The 22,305-nt window shown below is 39.7% G+C and carries 21 protein-coding genes and 1 pseudogene; 13 read left to right on the forward strand and 9 right to left on the reverse strand.

Features of this window, described 5'->3' with window-relative positions; all coding sequences use genetic code 11:
- Window positions 1-12 precede the first annotated feature (12 nt).
- From CDZ92_RS16455 to pxpB, 3 genes are read right to left on the reverse strand one after another with little or no spacing between them, the layout of a single operon-like run.
- The gene (locus CDZ92_RS16455; protein WP_096156302.1) at window positions 13-951 is read right to left on the reverse strand and encodes a biotin-dependent carboxyltransferase family protein; all 939 of its coding nucleotides are present in this window, start codon (window positions 949-951) and stop codon (window positions 13-15) included.
- Window positions 948-1,718: a LamB/YcsF family protein gene (locus tag CDZ92_RS16460; RefSeq protein WP_096156303.1), complete on the reverse strand. Its 771-nt coding sequence runs from the start codon at window positions 1,716-1,718 to the stop codon at window positions 948-950. The genes CDZ92_RS16455 and CDZ92_RS16460 overlap by 4 nt, the downstream gene beginning before the upstream one ends.
- Window positions 1,705-2,385 carry a 5-oxoprolinase subunit PxpB gene (pxpB, locus tag CDZ92_RS16465; RefSeq protein WP_096156304.1) on the reverse strand — a complete coding sequence of 227 codons (681 nt, stop codon included), beginning with the start codon at window positions 2,383-2,385 and terminating at the stop codon, window positions 1,705-1,707. The genes CDZ92_RS16460 and pxpB overlap by 14 nt, the downstream gene beginning before the upstream one ends.
- Window positions 2,386-2,458: 73 nt before the next feature.
- Here pxpB and CDZ92_RS16470 point away from each other — a divergent pair, with 73 nt between their 5' ends.
- Window positions 2,459-2,827: a DUF423 domain-containing protein gene (locus tag CDZ92_RS16470; protein WP_096156305.1), complete on the forward strand. Its 369-nt coding sequence runs from the start codon at window positions 2,459-2,461 to the stop codon at window positions 2,825-2,827.
- Between the two features lie 402 nt (window positions 2,828-3,229).
- Here the strand turns inward: CDZ92_RS16470 and gerQ are convergent, their stop codons facing one another.
- The 3 genes and pseudogenes from gerQ to hemQ form a co-directional block, all read right to left on the reverse strand.
- Entirely contained in the window at window positions 3,230-3,706 is a 477-nt protein-coding gene (gene gerQ / locus CDZ92_RS16480) for a spore coat protein GerQ (protein WP_227521416.1), read from the reverse strand.
- Between the two features lie 63 nt (window positions 3,707-3,769).
- Window positions 3,770-3,862, reverse strand: a pseudogene (locus tag CDZ92_RS20545) (cell wall hydrolase); the annotation flags it as partial.
- A 340-nt stretch (window positions 3,863-4,202) separates the two neighbouring features.
- Entirely contained in the window at window positions 4,203-4,946 is a 744-nt protein-coding gene (gene hemQ, locus CDZ92_RS16490) for a hydrogen peroxide-dependent heme synthase (RefSeq protein ID WP_096156307.1), read from the reverse strand.
- Between the two features lie 897 nt (window positions 4,947-5,843).
- On the opposite strand from hemQ, the gene pta reads away from it, so the two are divergent.
- From pta to CDZ92_RS16505, 3 genes are all read left to right on the forward strand, one after another.
- Window positions 5,844-6,818: a phosphate acetyltransferase gene (gene pta / locus CDZ92_RS16495; RefSeq protein WP_096156308.1), complete on the forward strand. Its 975-nt coding sequence runs from the start codon at window positions 5,844-5,846 to the stop codon at window positions 6,816-6,818.
- A gap of 327 nt (window positions 6,819-7,145) precedes the next feature.
- Entirely contained in the window at window positions 7,146-9,008 is a 1,863-nt protein-coding gene (locus CDZ92_RS16500; RefSeq protein ID WP_096156309.1) for a SpoIIE family protein phosphatase, read from the forward strand.
- 24 nt (window positions 9,009-9,032) lie between these two features.
- Window positions 9,033-9,872, forward strand: coding sequence for a lipoate--protein ligase family protein (locus tag CDZ92_RS16505; RefSeq protein ID WP_096157040.1), 840 nt, complete (start codon window positions 9,033-9,035; stop codon window positions 9,870-9,872).
- A 298-nt stretch (window positions 9,873-10,170) separates the two neighbouring features.
- Here CDZ92_RS16505 and CDZ92_RS16510 read toward each other — a convergent pair whose 3' ends face one another.
- Window positions 10,171-10,968: an RsfA family transcriptional regulator gene (locus tag CDZ92_RS16510; RefSeq protein ID WP_096156310.1), complete on the reverse strand. Its 798-nt coding sequence runs from the start codon at window positions 10,966-10,968 to the stop codon at window positions 10,171-10,173.
- Between the two features lie 299 nt (window positions 10,969-11,267).
- Between CDZ92_RS16510 and CDZ92_RS16515 the strand changes: the two genes are divergently transcribed.
- The 3 genes from CDZ92_RS16515 to CDZ92_RS16525 all read left to right on the forward strand — a co-directional run bounded on the left by CDZ92_RS16515 (window position 11,268) and on the right by CDZ92_RS16525 (window position 13,774).
- On the forward strand, window positions 11,268-11,492 hold the full coding sequence (locus CDZ92_RS16515; RefSeq protein WP_096156311.1) for a DUF1450 domain-containing protein: 225 nt from the start codon (window positions 11,268-11,270) through the stop codon (window positions 11,490-11,492).
- Between the two features lie 442 nt (window positions 11,493-11,934).
- Window positions 11,935-13,233 carry an HD domain-containing protein gene (locus CDZ92_RS16520; RefSeq protein WP_096156312.1) on the forward strand — a complete coding sequence of 433 codons (1,299 nt, stop codon included), beginning with the start codon at window positions 11,935-11,937 and terminating at the stop codon, window positions 13,231-13,233.
- A gap of 31 nt (window positions 13,234-13,264) precedes the next feature.
- Window positions 13,265-13,774, forward strand: a complete 510-nt coding sequence (locus CDZ92_RS16525) for a YwgA family protein (protein ID WP_096156313.1) — start codon at window positions 13,265-13,267, stop codon at window positions 13,772-13,774.
- 165 nt (window positions 13,775-13,939) lie between these two features.
- On the opposite strand, the gene CDZ92_RS16530 is transcribed toward CDZ92_RS16525, so the two are convergent.
- On the reverse strand, window positions 13,940-14,125 hold the full coding sequence (locus CDZ92_RS16530; protein ID WP_096156314.1) for a 2-hydroxymuconate tautomerase: 186 nt from the start codon (window positions 14,123-14,125) through the stop codon (window positions 13,940-13,942).
- A gap of 150 nt (window positions 14,126-14,275) precedes the next feature.
- Between CDZ92_RS16530 and CDZ92_RS16535 the strand changes: the two genes are divergently transcribed.
- Both CDZ92_RS16535 and CDZ92_RS16540 read left to right on the forward strand, forming a co-directional pair.
- Entirely contained in the window at window positions 14,276-14,785 is a 510-nt protein-coding gene (locus CDZ92_RS16535; protein WP_096156315.1) for a YwhD family protein, read from the forward strand.
- A 231-nt stretch (window positions 14,786-15,016) separates the two neighbouring features.
- Complete coding sequence (locus CDZ92_RS16540) at window positions 15,017-15,430, forward strand: DUF3888 domain-containing protein (RefSeq protein WP_157842648.1); 414 nt, start codon at window positions 15,017-15,019, stop codon at window positions 15,428-15,430.
- A 66-nt stretch (window positions 15,431-15,496) separates the two neighbouring features.
- Here CDZ92_RS16540 and CDZ92_RS16545 read toward each other — a convergent pair whose 3' ends face one another.
- Complete coding sequence (locus CDZ92_RS16545; RefSeq protein WP_096156317.1) at window positions 15,497-17,563, reverse strand: transglycosylase domain-containing protein; 2,067 nt, start codon at window positions 17,561-17,563, stop codon at window positions 15,497-15,499.
- A 289-nt stretch (window positions 17,564-17,852) separates the two neighbouring features.
- Between CDZ92_RS16545 and speE the strand changes: the two genes are divergently transcribed.
- The 4 genes from speE to argS all read left to right on the forward strand — a co-directional run bounded on the left by speE (window position 17,853) and on the right by argS (window position 22,141).
- On the forward strand, window positions 17,853-18,680 hold the full coding sequence (gene speE, locus CDZ92_RS16550; RefSeq protein ID WP_096156318.1) for a spermidine synthase: 828 nt from the start codon (window positions 17,853-17,855) through the stop codon (window positions 18,678-18,680).
- A 104-nt stretch (window positions 18,681-18,784) separates the two neighbouring features.
- A complete protein-coding gene (gene speB / locus CDZ92_RS16555) occupies window positions 18,785-19,657 on the forward strand; it encodes an agmatinase (RefSeq protein ID WP_096156319.1) in 873 nt (290 codons plus the stop codon).
- A 364-nt stretch (window positions 19,658-20,021) separates the two neighbouring features.
- Entirely contained in the window at window positions 20,022-20,474 is a 453-nt protein-coding gene (locus CDZ92_RS16560; protein WP_096156320.1) for a DUF1934 domain-containing protein, read from the forward strand.
- Window positions 20,471-22,141, forward strand: a complete 1,671-nt coding sequence (gene argS / locus CDZ92_RS16565) for an arginine--tRNA ligase (protein WP_096156321.1) — start codon at window positions 20,471-20,473, stop codon at window positions 22,139-22,141. The genes CDZ92_RS16560 and argS overlap by 4 nt, the downstream gene beginning before the upstream one ends.
- Window positions 22,142-22,305 lie beyond the last annotated feature (164 nt).

Consider the following 22,305-nt stretch of genomic DNA (forward strand, 5'->3'; position numbering starts at 1 on the left):
AAACACCACTCTTCAATTATGTGAAGAGTGGTTTATTACATTTATATAAGCTTGCTGATGCAGTAATGCCTTATATGCTTCCTCTAATGTCACTTTTTGAAAAAAAACCGTCCCGCCTACAGGGACTTGAACCAACTTAAGTAAGTCGGCTTTTATGACGGTGCCAATCCGACGATAGCCACCCGTCGTTTGCCTGTCAGCTAACAACACAATCGGCTGTCCCCCCTGTGGAACTTGTATCCCACCAAGTGGTATCGCATCCGAAAGGACATCAGCGCCATCATGTACACGTAACGGAGTGGCTCCTTCTAACCTAGATCCCATTCTATCGCATTGCAACACTTTATAAGGTTGAGAAAAAAACTGACGTAAACTTTCTTCCGTAAAATCACCATCATGTGGGCCAAGAATGACTCGTGCTGTCACTTGTTTAGAGAAATTAGGAATGGAAGAGAAGAGGAGTCCACGAGTCCGGCATGTAGACGGATTTTGTCCGAAAAGGAAATCTCCTTGGAGGATAGCCGTTCCTAACTTTGCCTTTCCATAATAAGATTTGCTGCCTAAAAGAGATGGAACAGCAAAGCCCCCACGTAACGCAATATACGCAAACATCCCATCTCTACTCCCCGGAAATGACAGTTTATCTCCCTTGCTTACTTTTATTGCTTTCCACATCGGAGCTATTTTCCCGTTAATAGAAAAACCTAAATTCGTCCCAGTAACCGCAATTGACACTTCTTCTTCGCTAACGACCGTAAGCGACGGTCCAACTATCGCCATCTCGATACACGCTTCATTCGGTTGATTGCCAACAAGGCTATTCGCTATCTCAAAAGAAAACATGTCCATCGCACCCGATGTAACTACTCCAAAAGCTTGGTAGCCAATCCTTCCTTTATCTTGAAAGCTAGTGACAAGTCCAGTTTTCAACACTTGAAAAATCGGTTTCATTTTTCCACCTTCTGAATAGGCTCTATGCTGATACCTTCCGCATTTAACATAGCGTGCAAGCTTTCGGAAAACAGTAAAGCATGTTCATTATCACCGTGCAAACATATCGTATCCACCTTTAATGGAATTACTTCACCTGTAATAGCTGTTACGGTGCCATCCATTAGCATTTGGCGAACTTGTGCTAATGCTTTTTCTTTCTCCTGTATAACAGAGCCGTTCATATGACGAGGAGATAACGTACCATCGGCTAAGTAAGTTCGGTCGGCGAAAGCTTCCGAGGCGGTCTGTAAGCCAACTTCTTGCCCCGCTTCGATTAATGCACTATTGCTTAGTCCATATAGAATAAGGGAAGGATTAAAATCAACTACAGCAGTTGCAATAGCTTGTGCCAGCATTCGGTCTTTGGCTGCCATATTATAAAGGGCACCATGAGGCTTTACGTGATGAAGTTCAACTTCATTTACTTTACAAAAAGCGGCCAGTGCGCCAAGTTGGTATAACACCAGTTGGTATGCTTCTTTTTCTGTAACAGGCAAGGCGCGGCGGCCAAAATGCAATCGATCCTGAAACCCAGGGTGTGCCCCAACTTTTGTGCTATGTATCTTGGCGCGTTGGACCGTTTTTTCCAAAGTAGCAGGATCTCCTGCATGAAAGCCGCATGCAATATTTACGGAAGATACAAAAGGTAGGATGAGCTCGTCGTTCCCTATCGTGTAAGGGCCAAAGCTTTCTCCTAAATCACAGTTCAAATCAATTTTTCTCATAAAAAATGACGTCCTCTCGATTCGATTTCACTAGTTCTGAAACGGACACAAACTTCACTTTATCTCCTTGTTGAAAAAGAAAAGGTTGCTCTTCTTCTAGAGAAAAAATGGATACAGAAGTTCTACCGATTAAATTCCAACCTCCGGGCGAAGCGATCGGATAGATGCCTGTACTCGAGCCACCTATCCCGATAGAACCAGCCTCGACTTGTAGGCGTGGTTCTTTTTTTCGCGGAGTATGTAAACAGGCCGGCAAGCCGCTTAAATAAGGAAAGCCGGGCAAAAAACCGAGCATTGATACTTCATACGTGGGGGTGGAATGCCACTCTATAATATTCTCTGGTGTTGTTTTGTGAAAATGAGCAACTTCTAGCAAATCAGGTCCGTCATAAAGGGTAGGAATGTATAAAGTTCGAATTGGTGACTCGCTTGTTGTTAATTTTATGTTTTGCAGTATAGTTATTAGTTTAGCTTCGAGTTCATAATAGTTTGTTTGTGGGAACTGATAAAAGATAGTAATTGTTTCTAAACCGGGTACGATATCATGAACACCGAGACAACGATTTTGATGAATGGAAGTAGAAAATTGATGCAACAAAAGAGCGTTTGCATTCGGAAGTTTAATTTGTAGGGCACTATCCCCGATTGGATACATAGAGTAATTCACGAATCTCACCCGCCATCATTGCGATTATTATAGCTATTATTATAATATAGGGAAGAGAAAGGTGGATAATAGAATGAATATTTTTATTATATTAGCAGCTTTAAATGGTTTTCTTGCAGTTGCACTTGGGGCGTTTGGCGCTCACGGTTTAGAAGGAAAAGTGTCGGAGCGGATGTTAGAAGTATGGAAAACGGGGGTAACGTACCAAATGTTCCACGCTGGTGGCTTGTTTGTTATCGCTTTTTTAATCGACAGATGGGGTAATATGGCTATGCTTACTAGCGCCGGGTGGATTATGTTTGTCGGGATTTTATTATTCTCAGGTAGCTTGTATGTGATGACACTTACAGGAATAAAAGTACTCGGAGCCATCACCCCAATCGGCGGCGTTGCGTTTTTAGTAGCATGGGCGCTAATTATTGTAGCGGCAGTAAAGGCGTAACATTTACATACGGTACTAATTGTTGATGCTATCACGAGGTACTCGCTTCCCGCGGGCGGGTCTAGTTTCAGCGGCTAGCTCCTCGAGTCATAAGCCATGGTCGTCTTGAGGGCAAAAAGCACACCCTCAATTCGCCCCTGTCTTATGCTTGTCGGAGCTAAACGAGCCGCTTCAAACTTTTCGTGGCGCCGGGAGCCTCCTCGGCGCACGGCGCCTGTGGGGTCTCCCGCTTCCCGCTTCTCCCGCAGGAGTCTCGCACCTCGTGATAGCATCCACTTCGTCATGACAATAAAATTTATATTGTAGTTCAAAAAACCTCCACAAAAATGCTCTTCCCTCAATTATACAGATTACTATCATAAAAAAACGCCAAGCGACATCGCTCAACGTTTTTTATTAAAATTATCTAGGTGAAAAAGAAGCCAACTGCGCTCCCGCACCAAACGGATAATCATACTCTAACTCTTCATCAAACGTAATGTAATCTAAGTAAACCATTAACAATAAGTAACGTTTGCCTGTTTGCGGATCACTTAAAATAATGTGATCACGACCTGCTGCCTCAATTATACCTTTGAAAATTTTCGCATTCCACTCGCGATTGTTTTCAAACGTCATGTACACAGTAGCTAACTTTCCACGGTTTAAACGTAAAATGTTTTCGATGTACGATTGCTCTAACGGTAGCATTCCTGCAATTGGTTGCTGTTGAACTGGTTGTTGAGGGAATGAAGGTATCCCTGATTGAGCACCAGCTACTTGCCCCATTTGTTGCCCCATTGCATACGGGAAACCCGCTTGTTGCTGATAATATTGCGCGTATGGATCCATTCCATATCCCGCAAATTGCCCTGCTTGTTGTTGATACTGACCTTTCATGAAACATGACCTCCTCTAAAAGTCTAAGGTGACACTTATCTATTTATTTAGAATTAACCCAACCTAAAACGTACGATATACTTCTGGACAATCTGCTTCTGTTGGGGAAAAGAAACAGTGAAGTTTAAATCTACCTGTATTCCATTGGCCATGGAAAATGGTGCGGAAAAATAATATTAATTCACACTACTTGATTGTATGAAGGGGGTGGGGAGAATATGATTGAAATTTAATTTTTGGGAGGGTGTGGAGGGTTTTCTTTTTCTGTAAAGGTTCGCCGATTAAGAGCATGTTTCGCTGATTGGATATTCAATTCGCCGATTGGAAGGGGAGTATCGCTGATAGATTAACGATTTTCGCCGATAAATGTTTCGATTTCGCTGATTGAATGTCAATTTTCGCTGATTAACTCGCCATTTTCGCTGATAAAACGCAAAAACTACCAACAAACAAAAAAACCGCCCTACCCAAAGGCAGAACGGCAACATAAAACATATTAAACATGTAAGAAAGAATAAATTTTTTCTTCTTCAAGTAAATTTCCAACGAAGAATGCACCAAATTCACCGAAACGTGCACTTACTTCATCAAAACGCATTTCATAAACTAGCTTTTTGAATTGTAACGCATCATCTGCAAACAAAGTTACGCCCCACTCATAATCGTCAAACCCAACAGAACCAGTGATCACTTGCTTCACCTTACCAGCATATTGACGACCAATCATACCGTGGCTACGCATCATGCGACGGCGGTCTTCCATTGGTAACATGTACCAGTTATCTTCACCGTTACGACGCTTGTCCATCGGATAGAAACAAACATGCTTCGCTTTCGGTAAGATTGGATATAATCGCGCTAAAATTTGCGGATTTTCGTAAGGATCTTCGCCTTCAGGTAAGTAGTTACTTAACTCGACGATAGAAACGTAAGAATTTACAGGAATCATATACTCTGCAAATGTCGTCTTGTTAAACTCATTTTCTAACTCATTTAATTCTTCTAAAGTTGGGCGAAGTAACATCATCATGAAATCAGCTTTTTGTCCAACGATAGAATATAGAGCATGGCTACCGTTTTCTTGCTTCTCTGTTACTTTCCATTTTTCGACGAAACCTAAAAATTCATTGATTGCCGATTGGCGCTCTTCGCTAGATAACATCTTCCAGGCTGCCCAATCTACTTTGCGAAAATCATGTAAACAATACCAACCATCTAAAGTTTGTGCTGCTTCACTCACATCTATCACTCCTTGAATAAACTTTTACAGGAAACCACTTGCCACAAAAAAACAAGCCATCCTCCCAATTATGTACTGCTCCTAACCATACTATAACATAGTTTCTCCTTACTTTCTTTTTATCAAACTTCACAAATTGTGTCATGTTTTTTGCATAGAGTCGTTGTGAACAGAAACAATAAATACTATGAAAAAAGTTAGGATTGCTAAACGTTGATTTCAGTTGAAGGTGTTCGCTTTCCGCGGGCGTGTCTAGGTCTTGCGGCTAGCTCCTCGAGTCATAAGCCATGGACATCACGAGGGCAAATTGCGCCCTCAAGCTGCCCCTGTCTTATGCATTTCGGAGCTGAACGAGCCGCCATCACTTTTCTAGGTCGCGGGAGCCTCCTCGGCGCCCAGCGCCTGCGGGGTCTCCCTTGACGCGCTTTCCCGCAGGAGTCTCACACCTTCAACTGAAATCAACTGTATTATTGGCCTGTAAAAGTTTTTGTACAAACTTAGGAAGTAAAAAACTATCTCTTAGTTCCACAGAACTTTTTAAAAATAAAGACTTTTTCCTGTAAGCGATAACATAACGTCTATTTAGTTGATTTTCCGTTTTGATGCAGTATGCTTAATGGTAGAAATAATAAGGTTGTTGTCGGGAAGATAGTCGGTTTGCATGTAATTTAAAACCTTGAGTGGATTGAAGCGGAGGGCATCTGACTCCTGCGGGAAGAAGAGGGAAGGCTGAGACCCCACAGGCGAAGCCGAGGAGTAGGTTTTTTCACGATAGTGAAAATAACCTTCCTATGCCCTCCCGGCGGAAAGCAGATGCCCGTAGCGGAAAGAAACGGGCAATATTTCATGTACCATACAAAAATTTACGAAAACAGCCAAACGAATGGAGTGTCTATAATGAGCGATTTATTTACAACCTTAAAAGAAAAAGTAGTAGGGAAAAACATCGGTATCGTCTTCCCAGAAGGAAACGACGAGCGTATTTTAACAGCTGTAGCAAGACTTGCAGTCGAAAATATGGTCAAGCCAATTGTCATCGGTAACGTAGAAGAAGTAAACACACTAGCAAAAAATTTAGGCTTAACGTTAGACGGAGTAGACGTATTAGACCCAAGTACATATGAGCAAATGGACGAAGTTGTAGCTTCATTCATAGAGCGTCGAAAAGGAAAAGCAACAGAAGAAGATGCGCGCAAAATATTACTTAGCCCGAACTACTTCGGAACCATGTTAGTTCACATGAACAAAGCACAAGGGTTAGTTAGTGGGGCAGCCCACTCGACAGCGGACACCGTTCGCCCGGCATTACAAATTATTAAAACAAAAGAAGGCGTTCGCAAGACGAGCGGCGTATTCATCATGGTTCGTGGCGAAGAAAAGTATGTATTTGCAGATTGTGCGATCAACATTTCTCCAGACAGCAATGACTTAGCGGAAATTGCCATTGAAAGTGCAGAAACAGCAAAAATGTTCAACATGGAGCCACGTGTTGCGATGTTAAGCTTCTCCACAAAAGGTTCAGCAAAATCTCCTGAAACAGAGCGCGTTGTGGAAGCTGTTAGAATTGCAAAAGAACGTGAACCAAACTTAACGATTGACGGTGAGTTCCAGTTTGACGCGGCGTTCGTTCCATCTGTTGCGGAGAAAAAAGCTCCACTGTCAGAAATTAAAGGTGATGCAAACGTATTTGTTTTCCCTAGTTTAGAAGCAGGTAACATCGGCTATAAAATTGCCCAACGTTTAGGTAACTTTGAGGCAGTTGGCCCAATTTTACAAGGACTAAACAAACCTGTTAATGACCTTTCGCGTGGTTGCAGTGTAGAAGATGTATATAAGCTGGCACTAATCACAGCTGGTCAAACGGTAAAATAAGATCAAGTAATTTTTCATATACAGTATAAATAAACTAGAAGACACGTGAGCCTCACGTGTCTTTCTTTTTGCTTAGTCTTAAAAGAATATTCCCCATAATTGTCGTAATTAGGGCTTCTTGCTATACTAATAAATAACTCAATCAATTTCATCATTACGGTTCGTTTAATGAAAAACGAATATTTCAGTGAAATACAAAATCATATGTTCGTTTATTAAAGTGTATAAACACAGAATTCGATGCTATCATTCGTTTTTCGTATAGTCATACATTATGAAACGGACTCAACTATCAAATAAAAATTAAGAAATAATAGTGAGGATCTTATGAAACGAATAGTTCCGAATACAGATATAAAACTTTATTACATACTATTAGCCCTAGCCTTTTCAACGGTTCTTTTATTTATGTTTCCATCCTTCTTTTCACTCATGTACAACCCTTTCCAACCAAGTCATGCTTCTATGCACTTGATTGTCGAAATGATTTCCATCTTTGTATCGTTTAGCATCGCCATACACGCATGGGTAACGCATAAAGAGGGAGGGACGGTCAAATTTTCTGTACTGCTAGCAGGGGCTTTTTTAGCGGTCGGAACATTTGATACATTCCATGCCCTAACATTTGTAGGAATGCCAACTCTATTTATCGAAAGCTCGCCTTTGACATCCGCATGGTTTTGGATAATGGCACGCTTAACAGAAAGTATCGTCCTGACATTCGTCATTATATTTCCAACACTCATGAAAAAAGTAAAACTTTCAACGAGCTATTTATTTTTCACAGTCTTTTCCTTACTTACTACCTACATCGTCTTTGCTCATCATCCTTCTTTACCTACATTAATAATGGATGGAGCGCCAACTACATTTAAAATAAGTTTAGAAGCCGTAGGGGCAGTTTTACACGCTGTTGTTATTATGTATGTTCTATTTATTTATAAAGATAAATTTAAACACATCATGCTGCGTAATTTATATGTTATTGGATCTTTCTCTTTAATCTTATCTTCTATCTTTTTTATGCGCTATGAAGCGATAGATGCCTATTTAAATATGGCTGGCCATATTTATAAAATCATTGGCTATGCAATGTTTTTTATTATTTTATATTTGTTAAGTGTCAGAGCGCCTTTTCAAAAAATCCACCAGTTACACGAGCGCAATCGAATGATGTTTAACATGATCGAACTTGGTATTGTGGAAACAGATGCCAAAGGAAAAATATCCTATATGAACGAATATGCGAAGCAGCTTCTGGAAGTTCAAGAGACAGAAGGATTAGACATCTCTCAGTTTGAATCAAAATCGTCCAATTATTTTGAGTATGAAGAAATTGTCACGCTTAGCGAGAAGAAGATACCTGTTGAGTTTGATAGATTCCCATTAATAGACCATAAAAAAATAGATGGCTATGTTTATACGTTACGAGATTTACGGGAAGCGATTGAAAATGAAGAATTATCGAAGGAAAAGGCGATTGTTGACTATGAAATTGAAACAGCCGCAAGCATCCAACAAGATTTTTACCTAGAAACACCGTATTGTGAAAAAATCGGAGTTGTTTCGATCCCGTTTAAAAGGTTAAATGGTGATTTTCACAATATTTTACAAGGAGACGATGTGTACTTAGTAACCATTGCAGACATTGTAGGAAAAGGAATTCCGGCAGCCATTCAAACATCATTGCTAATAGGTGCGATTGAAAATGTGAACTTACAAGCCGATTCGCCGAAAATATTGTTACGTAATTTAAACAAAGTGTTTACTAAGTATAGTAAATCGGAAAATTTCCTAACGTTAATGACACTGCATATTGATACAAAAACAGGTGTAGTCCGATATGCATCAGCGGGACATGAACCAGCTATTCATTATCATGCAAAAACAAATACGTTTTCAGAAATAAACACAAAAGGCCCAGCAATAGGCTTCTTTGAAGATAGCGAATTTCACGAACAACAGCTACAATTAGAAAAAGGAGACTTAATTCTTCTATATACAGATGGATTAATTGAAGATAAAAGCATCCCAGAGGAAGACATCATTATGGCGATGAAAAAAGCAATAGAATCAGTCGACCGCACGAAAACAGCAGAAGAAATGGCTAATGAAATTTTAGAAAAAATAACAAAAGCTCGCAGCGACGATTTCCATGACGACCGCACGATTATCATTATTAAAGGATAAAAAGGAAGATTCTTTATGATAGAAATGAACAACATGAAATTACTACAACAACCAACATGGCGAATTATAGATCAATCCTCCCTAGGCCCACGCTTCAAGGCGTTGCAGTCGTTTGCAATGGACGACACACTTTGTACGTTTGTTGGAGAAGGCAAAAGCGAGGCCGTTTGCCGCACGTGGGTGCATGAACAAACGGTAGTACTCGGCATTCAAGATACGCGACTACCACACCTAGAGGATGGCCTACAATTTTTGCAGAAGTTAGGGTATGAAGCCATTGTTCGCAACTCAGGCGGACTCGCCGTCGTTTTAGATAGTGGCGTACTAAACATCTCCCTCGTTTTGCCTGAAAAAGAAAAATCCATTGACATAAACAGCGGCTATGACACAATGTGGGCGTTAATTCGCTACATGTTCCGTGACTTCCGTGCTGAAATAGAAGCACGCGAAATCGCCGGATCCTATTGTCCAGGAAGTTATGACTTGAGCATTTACGGGAAAAAATTTGCCGGCATCTCGCAACGTCGCATTAAAGGTGGCGTTGCCGTACAGATCTACTTATGTGTAAATAAAAGCGGAGCCATGCGTGCCGAAATTGTAAAAGGTTTGTACGAAAGAGGTATACAAGGTGTAGAAAGCAAGTTTACATTCCCAGCAATTGACCCAACTGTCATGGCAAGCTTATCGGAACTACTGGAGGCCGAACTAACGGTTCAAGATGTGATGTTGCGACTATTGCTTGCCCTTAAAGACCATAGCGATAAAATCTATCAAAGTGGCTTAAAGGAAGACGAGTTAGACGTTTACGAACAAAATTTCGCGCGAGTATCGGAACGAAATGAGAAGTTATTGAATAAAGAATAGCAAAAGAGGGGCCAAGTGGACCCCTCTTTTCTATTTTTCCTGTATAGAAATGTATACGCCCCTGATTTGTTACACCTTGAAGGATATATGTTACACTTCCTCCGTTTTATGTAACACTTAGCGGAATTTATGATACAATTCAGTCGATTTATGTTACACCTGCATAATTTAATGCTACACCTTGACCTTTTTTTGTTACACTTCGGGAAATTTATGTTACAGTTCATTCAATTTATGATACACTTCCAAAAAATCAACAAACCATATCAGATTACCAAATCAACCTAACACCTTCTATTTACTCCGCCAGTTTCTCCAAGTTCCCATTACGATCCATCATAAACTTAGATGGAGTACGATCCTCTTCGTCAAACAGCACTAGTTTGCGAGCGCGATTCATAATTTTCATTAATGTCTCATAATCTTCTTGAATAGTTGTTTGCTCGTCTTGTAATTTTTGCACACGTTTTTCTAACTCGGAAATTTGTCTAGCATATTCCTCGTTCTCTTTTGCTAGTCTTGCATTTTCACTTTGTAATGCCGTGTTTTGAACATTCGAACGCTTCATGGATTGTAAGAAATGAATAACAGCCTCCATCGTTAATCCAGTTGGATTAGCTACATTTGTAGCACGATATTGAGTAGAGTAACTTCCTGTTGCAGGAACATAGTTATTAACCTGTGCAGAAGTTGCTGTTTTTTCTGTACGAGTATTGCTTACTAGCTCTTGTTCTTGCCCGAATTCTACCATTTCACTTTTCGTCGCAAAACTAGGTTTAGAATCTTGCTCTAACACAAAAGGAATCGTATCCTCTATTGAAGTTTCTGGTGGCGTATATAATAGTTTCTTTGTTGGTTGGCCTAATGCGCGTTGACGTTGCTTACGTTGTTTTTTAGCAAGTTGCAACGCTTTCTCATAGTCATGACGAACAACTGCGTTCCAGCGGAAGCCACAAGCAGCAGAAGTGCGATTTAGTTTGTCCCCAACTTCTTCAAATGCATTTAATTGTGTACTACCTTCGCGTACATGGCGTAAAACTGTTTCTGCTAACATCAAATCATTCTCTTCTGACCAAGCATCTTGACGTTCTTTCATCTTACACAACTCCCTCTTTGTCTATTGTTTTCCATTTATATTTAAGTTAAAGGCGTTTGCCTGTTCTGTTCCTATTTTTGACATAGAAAAAAATATTTATACATATTCATAGAAAAAATACTAGATTCTAGTAAAAAGAGGCTGTCTAGCTAAATAAATATATTGACATTTCTATAATTCCTCACATGAAACGAACTTGCATTGTCCCTTTTTTCCATGTAAAATACCCTATAGCAAATAATAGTTTTTACACATATTAAGTACTCATATAGATAATCGAAGAAGGGATTGTTTAGACCATGGCGAATGAATTTCGTATATGCGACGATTGCCAGGCTACAAATATAAAAACATTGGTTCCGAAACTTAAAAAAGTTGATGAGGAAGCTACCATTGATATAGGTTGTCAGTCTTACTGTGGACCAGGAAGAAAGAAGTCATTTGCATTCGTAAATAACCGTCCTGTATCTGCACCAACGGAAGATGAATTAATCGAGAAAGTTAATAAAAAGCTGAAAAAATAAAAAAAGTCGCCTCTGTACTATACAAAGGTGACTTTTTATTTCTCTTCTATCACGCACTCCTACTTTTACACATCACTCGTATTTTATACATTTTTTTAGAGAAAAAGAGAAAAATAAATAAAACAGAAATAGAAACTAGTAAAATGTAGAAAATGACTAGATTTTAAACAAATAGCCCCGTTTTCTCTTTAAAAGAAAAACTATATAATAGAATTAATTTAATTACGGTTCGTTTAGTGAAAAACGAATATCTTAGTTAATTCATAATAATATGTTCGTTTTTTAAACTGTATAGATACAGAGTTTGATGCTATCATTCGTTTTTCGTATAGTATTCATACATTATGAAACGGACTCAATAGAATTACTATTCAACCTGGTGCGAAACATAAAAACAAAAGAACGGCTTGGCCAACATGGAAGCTTAAAAAGAGGGAAGTACATGAGTTATGCAACGGAAAAATTAACAGAAGAAAAAGTATTCAAAGACCCAGTTCATCGCTACGTACACGTTCGTGACCGCGTCATATGGGATTTAGTTGGAACAGCTGAATTCCAACGTTTGCGTCGCATTCGCCAACTTGGAACAACATACTTAACATTTCATGGCGCAGAACATAGCAGATTAAATCACTCCCTAGGTGTATACGAAATTGTCCGCCGTATTATTGATGACAGTTTCGAAGGGCGTTCAGAGTGGAATAACGAAGAAAGATTACTTTGTTTATGTGCGGCATTACTTCATGATTTAGGCCATGGACCATTTTCCCATGCATTTGAAAAAGTGTTCCACTTAGACCACGAAGAATTTACACAAGCGATTATTTTAGGCGCTACGGAAGTGAACGCCGTTTTACAAAAAGTGCATAAAGACTTTCCAAAGCACGTAGCAGAAGTAATCGCTAAAACATACAAAAACAAAATGGTGGTTAGCCTAATCTCTAGCCAAATCGACGCTGATCGCATGGATTATTTACAACGTGACGCTTACTTTACAGGGGTTAGTTACGGTCATTTTGACATGGAACGTATTTTGCGTGTTATGCGCCCACGTGAAGAGCAAGTTGTCATTAAGTCGAGTGGGATGCATGCAGTAGAAGACTACATTATGAGCCGTTATCAAATGTACTGGCAAGTATATTTCCACCCAGTTTCTCGTAGTGCGGAAGTTATTTTAACGAAAATCTTACATCGTGCGAAGCAACTGCACGAAGAATTTTATACATTTAAACAGGAGCCGCTACATTTTTACTCTATTTTTGAAGAAGAGATCACATTAAAAGACTATTTAAAATTAGACGAAGCTGTTGTTATGTACTACTTCCAAATGTGGCAAGAGGAAGATGACGAGATTTTACGCGATTTATGTCGAAGGTTTATGAACAGGAATTTGTTCAAATTTGTCGAATTTAATCCAACAAAGCAGATGAAAGACTTAATGGAGTTAACTAGTCTATTCAAAAGAGCAGGATTAGATCCCGAATATTACTTAGTTGTAGATTCCTCTTCTGACTTACCGTACGACTTTTACCGTCCGGGGGAAGAAGGAGAAAGACTACCAATTCACTTACTAATGCCGAGCGGCGAAGTGAGGGAGTTATCAAGAGAGTCGGAAATTGTCGATGCCATCTCTGGAAAACGCAGAACCGATCATAAACTATACTTCCCACAAGACTTACTAGAAGACTTATCTTCGAAAAAGACGACAAAGAAAAAGATACTAGAGATACTAGGACTATAAGCAGCATCTACAGGTTAGGAGATGAACGGGTTTGTTAACGGATCACGCGAAATTAATGAAAGTATTTGCTTCTGCAGGGGAAATTATCGGCAGAAAAAAATTACAAAAAATGGTGTACATTGCTAAAAAGTTAAATTACCCATTTTACGAAAAATACAATTTTCACTTTTACGGACCATATTCAGAAGAAATAACATTACGTGTAGAAGAACTATGTAACTTAGGTTTCTTAAGCGAGTTGAAAGAAAATAAAGGTGGCTACTCTCAATACCGATATTCATTGACGGAAAGTGGACAAGAATTTTTAGCTCATTACGATGAGTTAACGATGCCACACTTACAAAGCTGCATGCTAAACATGAACGAACAAAGCTCTCGATTTTTAGAATTAGTTTCGACGGTGTTGTTTTTTGAAAACTTATCAAAAGAAGAAGTTAAAGAAAAAATTTTCACGTTGAAAAGTAAACAACGCTACACAGAGGAAGAAGTCGAAGAAGCTTACACATATATTGAAGCGTTACGAAAAGAAATTGCAGGTTAGTTATAACGCTCTAGCTAACAACTATCACCCAATTAAGATAATAGAGATTTCTAGCTAAGCCTGATGTTGGGCTTGGCTTTTTTTAGCTATTAGTAGTTAGGTGTTAGCTGTTAGGTATAACCTTAACTCCTAAAACCAAACAGCTAACGCCTAACCAACTAACGCCTAAGAGTCACTCAAACGTTTTCCGCCTACTGCATAGTGGCCTTTTGTCATCTCTTCAATGAATACCACAATTTTGTCTTCTGGAGCACCGGTCGTTTCGCTCACAGCAGTAGTTACTTTCTCCACTAATGCTTTCTTCTGCTCTTCCGTACGACCTTCTAACATTTTTACCGTAACATATGGCATAATAAATCCTCCTATTGCAATCAAGTATATAAAGTATTGTATACTATTAGTGATAAAATATATAGAATAGCAAATCAACTTGCAAAAATACATATAAATAGTGATTGGCACCTAACAACTAACCACTAACCCCTAAAAGGAGGAATTACAATGGATCAAGAAAAAAAGAAAAAGCCAATTGGTTTTAATATAATAAAAAATGACCCAACAGATGGCCATGGTGGCTATGGCGTTGGTGCTTTGAGTTTAGAGAATGTCTCACCAGTTATTGTCGATGTGGAAGGTGAGGACGCAGTCGTGGACGTAGGAGCTATGCATGCTAGGAGTACCGTAGAACGTGGCATTAAATTTTTGCCAAACAAAGAGGATGTTCCTAATGGAAAACTTTACTGGCTTGTATGGGTAACAATCGATCGCAAGCAAGAAGGGCCATACTACGCGGGGGTAACAGCTTGTGAAATGACCGTGGACCGTGAAATTCGTCGCGGCTACAAATCGCTTCCAGAGCATGTAAACAAAATGGACAAATCGATGAAACGGAAAATTATGGTCGACCATATGGACGAAAAAGGAAAAGCTATTCTGAGAAAATATTTAGAATCCCATAATAAACAAATGTGGGATCTGTCTAGCGACGAGTTAAAGCAAGGATTAAGCTAATTTGTCAAGGGTTTTTCAGAAATAAAGATGTGACATTTCTTTGAACGTGTAACGAACATACTTGAGTTATTTTCATAAAAAAAGTAAACTATTCTTACATGTGTTAAGAACACATGGAGAACTAGGACACTTAAAACCCTCGAGAAATCTTTCTCGGGGGTTTTAACTTTTTTTGCCACTAATGGAGCTGATTGCTTTGCTTCACACTAGGAGAAGAAGGTGGTGTTCTTATTGAAGAGATACATACTAATTTGCTTGTTGGTTTTTGCGACGCCGATCCATACATTTGCCGAAACACCGTATATTCCGACAGAGCAATCTCGTGAAGAACTTTACCAAGATATCTTTTTATCGTTATTAACTCCACAAGTGCATGAAACGATTGGGGAGTTTTACAAAAAAGAAGCAGGTTTATCGTTTGTAGCCGTTTATCCTTATCAAACGGTAGTTGAGAAAGTAGAACGGATAGGTGGATATCGCTCGTTTGTTTTTGAAGTAACACTGTTAGTTAATCCAGTTGTAGGTGCGCATATTCCAGTTGGGGAGGATCGGTTGCACTATGAGATTGGTGGAAGCGGGGATGTAAAATTGCTGGAACATCAACATATACGTAGCATTGATCTACCAGATTGGTATAAAAAATAGCCGTTGAAACAGCTTCAACGGCTTATTTTGAATGGATTATAATAAAAACGTAATCTATCCGAAAAATCAACGACGCCATGGCAACAACTTTTTCCACCAACGCTGCGCAGTATCAGCATCGTCCACAGGGGAAGCAACCTCATCCTCCACCTCTTCCACTTCATGCAAATGACAATACTCAATGGGTTCTGTACCCGCCTCATAATACGTTAGGCGCGATACTGGACAGTTTTCCGTTGCCAAGAACCCACTCTCAGGATTCACATACACCCCAACCACATCCTCAGTCGGACGGAACGCTTCAACCGACCTGTTCGCCAAAGACCTCTCCATAAAATTAGCCCAAATATATTTAACAAACTGCTCCTTCTGATAAATCGACTTATTATCATCAAAGCCAGTCCAAGCAACACTCACAAGCTGTGGCGTGTACCCAATCATCCAACTATCCGTCTCCGTCGTCCCAGATTTACCTGCATACGGACGCGTCACCGTGCCAACCAATTTATTACCCGTAACACTCGTATAACCGTTTAATCTCTGGTCAAACATACCTGTCATCATATGATTAAGTACGAACGTCTTATCCTTGTCTAAAATTTGCTCGCGTTTCTTTTCCCGTTCAAACAGAACTTCTCCTTTAAACGTGACCACTTTTTCGATAAAGACTGGCTTCACACTTCTTCCACCATTGGCAAAAACGCTGTACGCAGTTCCCATATCTATCACTTTAACAGGCGAAGTGCCAAGTGCTAGGGCTGGAACTGGGTTGATGGAACTAGTAATCCCGAGCAGACGAGCCATATCGGCCACTTGATCCTCACCGAGGTATAAATGCGTTTTCACCGCATACACGTTATCCGAAAGCGGCAACGCCTGTAACATCGTTAGCTCACTATTCGGATATAAGTTATTAAAGTTTTTAGGGATATAAGTTGCTCTACCTTCATCAAACGTAAATGTCGTTTTTTCACTTCGAAAAGGGGTAGATGGAGTAAATCCGTTTTCTAGTGCCTTGTAATATAAAAATGGTTTAAACGTTGAGCCAGGTTGACGTTCCGCTTGTGTTGCCCGATTAAATGGACTTTCATCATAGTTCCGACCGCCAACCAGTGCTTTCACTCTTCCGGTATTCGGGTCCATCGCCACAAAACCTACTTGTAGTTCAGGGTCATTTTTCAATCCTTCCGCAATTTCTTCTTCCGCGATTGCCTGTAATGTTGGGTCTAATGTTGTGTAAATATGCAATCCGCCTTTTAAAAGCTCCTCTTGCAATTGAAGTTCGTTGCGCAAAACGGCACGAACCGCATCTTGAAAATATGGCGCCATATACTCTTTCGGTAAATGTTTACGCTCGCCATATTGGAGTGGTTTTTCTAAAACAATCTCTATATCATCAGTGGTAATATTTCCATTTGCCACCATAGAATGCAACACTATTTGTTGTCGCTCTAACGCGCGCTGTTCATTGATGTATGGAGAAAAAATGCCAGGCCCCTTCGGAATACCTGCAAGCATACTTGCTTCTTCTATAGTTAAATCAATGGCAGACTTACCGAAATAGTAATGTGCAGCGGATTCAATTCCGTAAGCACCGTGACCGTAGTAAATCGTATTTAAATAACCTTCTAAAATTTCTTCTTTCGAATAGTGGATTTCCATTCGTATCGTATAAAGCGCTTCTTGTAATTTACGTGAAAATGTTTTTTTATGCTCTAGAAAAAGATTACGGGCATACTGTTGTGTAATGGTGCTAGCTCCTTGCACTTTGGCACGAGCTTTTATGTCTGCTATAATCGCTCCAACAATTCGGCGATAATCAAAGCCGTGATGCGTGAAGAAGCGGCGATCCTCTACAGCGATAGTCGCATCAATAAGATGTGGAGATATTTCCTCGAGCGTCACCCAATACCGTTTTTCACCGTTGTAAGCTTCCCCGATGATAGATTGGTCCGCAGCATAAAAAATCGATGACTGTGTCACCCATAACGGCGGTGCCTCTTTCGATTTTGCATAATAATAAATTCCCCCAATAACTAGAAAAAAGGAGAATGCTAGTATTCCGCTTATAAAAAGTAAAGCTCGTATATATTTCATCCAACTTTGGAATCGTTTATTCGTCATCAGTTCCATTAAAAATACCCCCAAAAGGCACACTATTATATCTAGTATGAAAAAGATGGAAGCATTTTAAACATTTTTATAGAAAAATTAAATATTTTCCTTGAAATTTTGCTAGATTCATCTATACTTTTTTTGTTGACCAACTTTCGAATGATACAAACACGTTACAGGTGCCAGGCACTTTTAACATGAATGTAATAAAAAAGTAAAAGTTTGTTTGTAAGAATTGTTGTTAGGGAACGATAAACTCGTAGCGTGCTTATGGATAAATATTTAAAGTAGAAGGGAAGTTTTACAAATGGAATTATGGTTTACAGAAAAACAAACGAAAAGCTTCGGTATTACGGCTAAAATTAATAAAACATTACATACAGAGCAAACAGAATTTCAAAAGCTAGACATGGTAGAAACAGAAGAATTCGGCAACATGCTTCTTTTAGATGGCATGGTAATGACAACTCAAAAAGATGAGTTCGTATACCACGAAATGGTTGCTCACGTACCTTTATTCACACATCCAAACCCTGAAAACGTATTAGTTGTAGGTGGCGGAGATGGTGGAGTAATTCGTGAAGTATTAAAACACCCAAGCGTGAAAAAAGCGACATTAGTAGATATCGATGGAAAAGTAATCGAGTACTCTAAAATTTACTTACCAGAAATCGCTGGTATGCTAGATGATCCTCGTGTTGACGTTCAAGTAGGCGACGGCTTCATGCACATTGCAAAGTCTGAAAATGAGTATGACGTAATCATGGTTGACTCGACAGAGCCAGTAGGACCAGCAGTAAACTTATTTTCAAAAGGTTTCTATGCAGGGATTTCAAAAGCATTAAAAGAAGATGGCGTATTCGTTGCACAAACGGACAACCCATGGTTTACACCGGAACTAATCTCAAACGTTCAACGCGACGTTCGTGAAATTTTCCCAATCACACGCCTTTATATTGCGAACATCCCAACATATCCAAGTGGAATGTGGACGTTCACAATCGGATCTAAAAAGCACGATCCACTAGAAGTAACAGAAGAGCGCTTCCACGAGATGGAAACAAAATACTACACAAAAGAACTACACAAAGCAGCATTCGTACTACCTAAATTTGTTGGCGATTTAATCAAATAATAAAAATTGGTATTTTGGAAAAGTGGTGGGGAATAACCCATCACTTTTTCATGCATTAACGTAACGGGGGTCAGTCCCCCACTAAACTAAAGGAGGACATCCACATGCGTTTCGACGAAGCATATTCAGGAAATGTTTTTATCGCAAGTCACCCAAACTTTGAAGAAAGTAAAGCTGTATTATACGGAATGCCGATGGACTGGACAGTTAGCTACCGCCCAGGTTCTCGCTTCGGCCCAACTAGAATTCGTGAAGTTTCCATTGGTTTAGAAGAGTACAGTGCCTACTTAGACCGTGAACTACACGAAGTAAAATACTTTGATGCAGGAGACATCCCACTACCATTCGGTAACCCACAAAAAAGCTTAGACATGATTGAAGATTTTGTGGACAAGCTTTTAGCCGAAGGAAAAGTTCCAATCGGAATGGGTGGGGAGCACTTAGTATCTTGGCCTGTTATGAAAGCTATGTACAAAAAGTACCCTGACCTTGTAATCATTCACATGGATGCACATACAGACTTACGCGACCATTACGAAGGGGAGCCACTTTCTCACTCTACACCAATTAAAAAAGTAGCAAACTTAATTGGTCCAGAAAATGTTTACTCATTCGGAATTCGTTCAGGTATGAAGGAAGAATTTGAATGGGCAAAACGCGTAGGCATGCACATTTCTAAATTCGAAGTGCTAGAGCCATTAAAAGAAATTCTACCAAAACTTGCAGGACGTCCTGTATACGTAACAATCGACATTGACGTTTTAGACCCTGCACACGCACCTGGTACTGGAACAGTAGATTGCGGAGGTATCACATCTCGCGAACTACTTGCATCCATCCATGCAATCGCAAACTCTGACGTTAACGTTGTCGGCGGAGACCTAGTAGAAGTAGCACCAATCTACGACGCATCCGAACAAACAGCCAACACAGCCAGCAAACTAATCCGCGAAATGATTTTAGGCTGGGTAAAATAAATTTTTTAACTTTAATAGGGAATATTCAAGTTCCTACTGAATCAGAAAAATTAGTATTAGCTTTTTAATATAACTACTCATGAAGTTGATGTTCGCGGAAGGTATGAGACTCCTGCGGGAAAGCGCGTCAAGGGAGACCCCACAGGCGCCAAAAGCGCCGAGGAGGCTCCCGCGACCGCCCGCGGAAAGCGAATACCTTCCGCGAACATCAACGATTAGTAATAGTGTGATTATGCTAAATAAAAAGGGGCAGGCAGACTGTGAATCTATTCACAATCAGCCTAGCCCCTATTGTATTTTACAAACAAATTGTTTTATAATATGAAGGTTATAAATCTACTTAGGATGAAGGAAGTGAAATGAAATGACAGGTAAACAGGAAGACGTGAAAGTCCCTATAAAAATTTCCTTTCAATCCGAAATCGTTCACGAAGGACAAAAAGAACGTGTTTCATTTAAAACAAAAGGTCAATACTACATAAAAGATAACCAAACGTTCCTTGTTTTTTCTGAAAAACAAAAAGACATCGGCAACGTCAACGTCATATATAAACTAACAGACGACGAAATTTGGGTTGGTCGCTCTGGAGCAGTCAAAATGCGTCAAAGCTACAAGCTTGGCGAACAAACAGCTGGCGTCTATGAAAGCGATCTTGGAATTTTCCATTTAGACATAGATACGAAGAAAATTTTCATCATGAAAGATGAGAAAAAACATCGAGGTTCCATTCAATTAAAATACGATCTATCGATGCAAAACCAACAAGCAGGACAATATACAATCTCAATTCAATACGAGGAGGCTAAATCTAAATGAATATCGTAGAACAAGTGCAAGAACGATTAAAAAATGAAATTAAAGATGCTGTAATAAAAGCGGGCTTAGCAACAGAAGAGCAAATACCGGATGTTGTACTGGAAATACCGAAAGATAAAGCAAACGGAGATTACGCAACAAACATGGCAATGCAATTAGCTCGTGTAGCCAAAAAAGCACCACGCATGATTGCCGAACAATTAGTGGAAAACTTTGACCAATCAAAAGCGTCCATTGAAAAAATGGAAATCGCAGGGCCTGGATTCATCAACTTCTACATGAACAACTCTTACTTAACAGACCTTATCCCAACAATTTTAGAACAAGGATCTGATTACGGAAAAACAAATGTAGGTGGCGGCGAAAAAGTAAACGTCGAGTTCGTTTCAGCTAACCCTACTGGTAACTTGCATTTAGGACATGCCCGCGGTGCGGCTGTTGGAGACTCTTTATGTAACGTGTTAGAAAAAGCTGGATATAATGTAACTCGCGAGTATTACATAAATGACGCTGGTAACCAAATTAATAACTTAGCATTATCGGTGGAAGCTCGTTATTTCCAAGCGTTAGGTATGGAAAAAGAAATGCCAGAGGACGGCTATCACGGTCAAGATATTATCGATATTGGGGCAGAACTTGCTAGTGAGTATGGCGACAAATTTGTGAGTGAAACAGAAGAAGAGCGTTTAGCATTTTTCCGCCAGTATGGCTTAACTTTTGAAATGAAAAAGCTTCAAAGAGATTTAGAAGAGTTCCGTGTAAGATTCGACTTATGGTACTCAGAAACTTCTTTATACCATAATGGGAAAATTGACGAAGCCTTAAATACGTTACGCGAGCAAGGTCATATTTTTGAAGACGGTGGGGCAACATGGTTCCGTTCCACTACATTCGGAGATGACAAAGACCGTGTATTAATTAAAAATGATGGCTCTTACACGTATTTAACGCCAGATATCGCTTATCACCAGGACAAGCTTTTACGTGGCCATGATAAGTTGATTAACATTTGGGGTGCGGACCACCACGGATATATTCCGCGTATGAAAGCAGCAATTGAAGCGTTAGGTTACGGAAAAGAAGCATTAGAAGTAGAAATCATTCAACTTGTTCACTTGTTCCAAAACGGTGAAAAGATGAAGATGAGCAAACGTACAGGTAAAGCTGTTACGATGCGTGATTTGATGGAAGAAGTTGGATTAGATGCAGTGCGTTATTTCTTCGCTATGCGTAGCGCGGACACGCATTTAGACTTTGATATGGACTTAGCAGTTTCACAATCAAATGAAAACCCTGTGTTCTATGCACAATACGCACATGCGCGTATTTGCAGTATGTTACGTCAAGGGGAAGAGCAAGGTATTGAATTAGTTGGTCCGTTTGCTCTTGAGCATATTCAGTCTGAAAAAGAGATCGATTTATTGAAAAAGCTTGGGGAATACCCACAAGTTGTTTCAGAAGCTGCGATAAAGCGTATTCCACATAGAATGACAAACTATATTTTTGAATTAGCTTCCACACTGCATAGCTTCTACAATGCAGAAAAAGTATTAGATTCTGAAAACGTAGATCGTACGAAAGCACGTCTTGCGTTAATGAAAGCAACACAGATTACTATTCAAGACGCTTTAAAACTTATTGGAGTTTCTTCTCCGGAGAAGATGTAAGTTGTTAGAAAAAAACCGCGAACGTGGCCATGATGGCGATGTTCGCGGTTTTTTTATTGAGGAAAGCTGTACCTAAGTTTTCTTGATAGGTTTACAAAGACCGATTAGCCCCCGGATTAGAAGGAAACCGTCCATGGGAGAGCGAGTCAAGGCCGATAAGCCCT

Origin of the sequence: Bacillus sp. FJAT-45066 (assembly GCF_002335755.1) — a bacterium.
Taxonomy (GTDB): Bacteria; Bacillota; Bacilli; order Bacillales; family Bacillaceae_I; genus Bacillus_CD; species Bacillus_CD alkalisoli.

Coding starts and splice junctions, on each gene's coding strand:
- speE (WP_096156318.1), top strand. CDS start 17,853: ATGGAATTATGGTTTACAGAAAAACAAACGAAAAGCTTCGGTATTACG.
- CDZ92_RS16535 (WP_096156315.1), top strand. CDS start 14,276: ATGGATCAAGAAAAAAAGAAAAAGCCAATTGGTTTTAATATAATAAAA.
- CDZ92_RS16500 (WP_096156309.1), top strand. CDS start 7,146: ATGAAACGAATAGTTCCGAATACAGATATAAAACTTTATTACATACTA.
- pta (WP_096156308.1), top strand. CDS start 5,844: ATGAGCGATTTATTTACAACCTTAAAAGAAAAAGTAGTAGGGAAAAAC.
- argS (WP_096156321.1), top strand. CDS start 20,471: ATGAATATCGTAGAACAAGTGCAAGAACGATTAAAAAATGAAATTAAA.
- CDZ92_RS16505 (WP_096157040.1), top strand. CDS start 9,033: ATGAACAACATGAAATTACTACAACAACCAACATGGCGAATTATAGAT.
- CDZ92_RS16460 (WP_096156303.1), bottom strand. CDS start 1,718: ATGAGAAAAATTGATTTGAACTGTGATTTAGGAGAAAGCTTTGGCCCT.
- CDZ92_RS16545 (WP_096156317.1), bottom strand. CDS start 17,563: ATGGAACTGATGACGAATAAACGATTCCAAAGTTGGATGAAATATATA.
- CDZ92_RS16510 (WP_096156310.1), bottom strand. CDS start 10,968: ATGAAAGAACGTCAAGATGCTTGGTCAGAAGAGAATGATTTGATGTTA.
- CDZ92_RS16515 (WP_096156311.1), top strand. CDS start 11,268: ATGGCGAATGAATTTCGTATATGCGACGATTGCCAGGCTACAAATATA.
- CDZ92_RS16455 (WP_096156302.1), bottom strand. CDS start 951: ATGAAACCGATTTTTCAAGTGTTGAAAACTGGACTTGTCACTAGCTTT.
- CDZ92_RS16470 (WP_096156305.1), top strand. CDS start 2,459: ATGAATATTTTTATTATATTAGCAGCTTTAAATGGTTTTCTTGCAGTT.
- CDZ92_RS16520 (WP_096156312.1), top strand. CDS start 11,935: ATGAGTTATGCAACGGAAAAATTAACAGAAGAAAAAGTATTCAAAGAC.
- CDZ92_RS16560 (WP_096156320.1), top strand. CDS start 20,022: ATGACAGGTAAACAGGAAGACGTGAAAGTCCCTATAAAAATTTCCTTT.
- CDZ92_RS16530 (WP_096156314.1), bottom strand. CDS start 14,125: ATGCCATATGTTACGGTAAAAATGTTAGAAGGTCGTACGGAAGAGCAG.
- gerQ (WP_227521416.1), bottom strand. CDS start 3,706: ATGAAAGGTCAGTATCAACAACAAGCAGGGCAATTTGCGGGATATGGA.
- speB (WP_096156319.1), top strand. CDS start 18,785: ATGCGTTTCGACGAAGCATATTCAGGAAATGTTTTTATCGCAAGTCAC.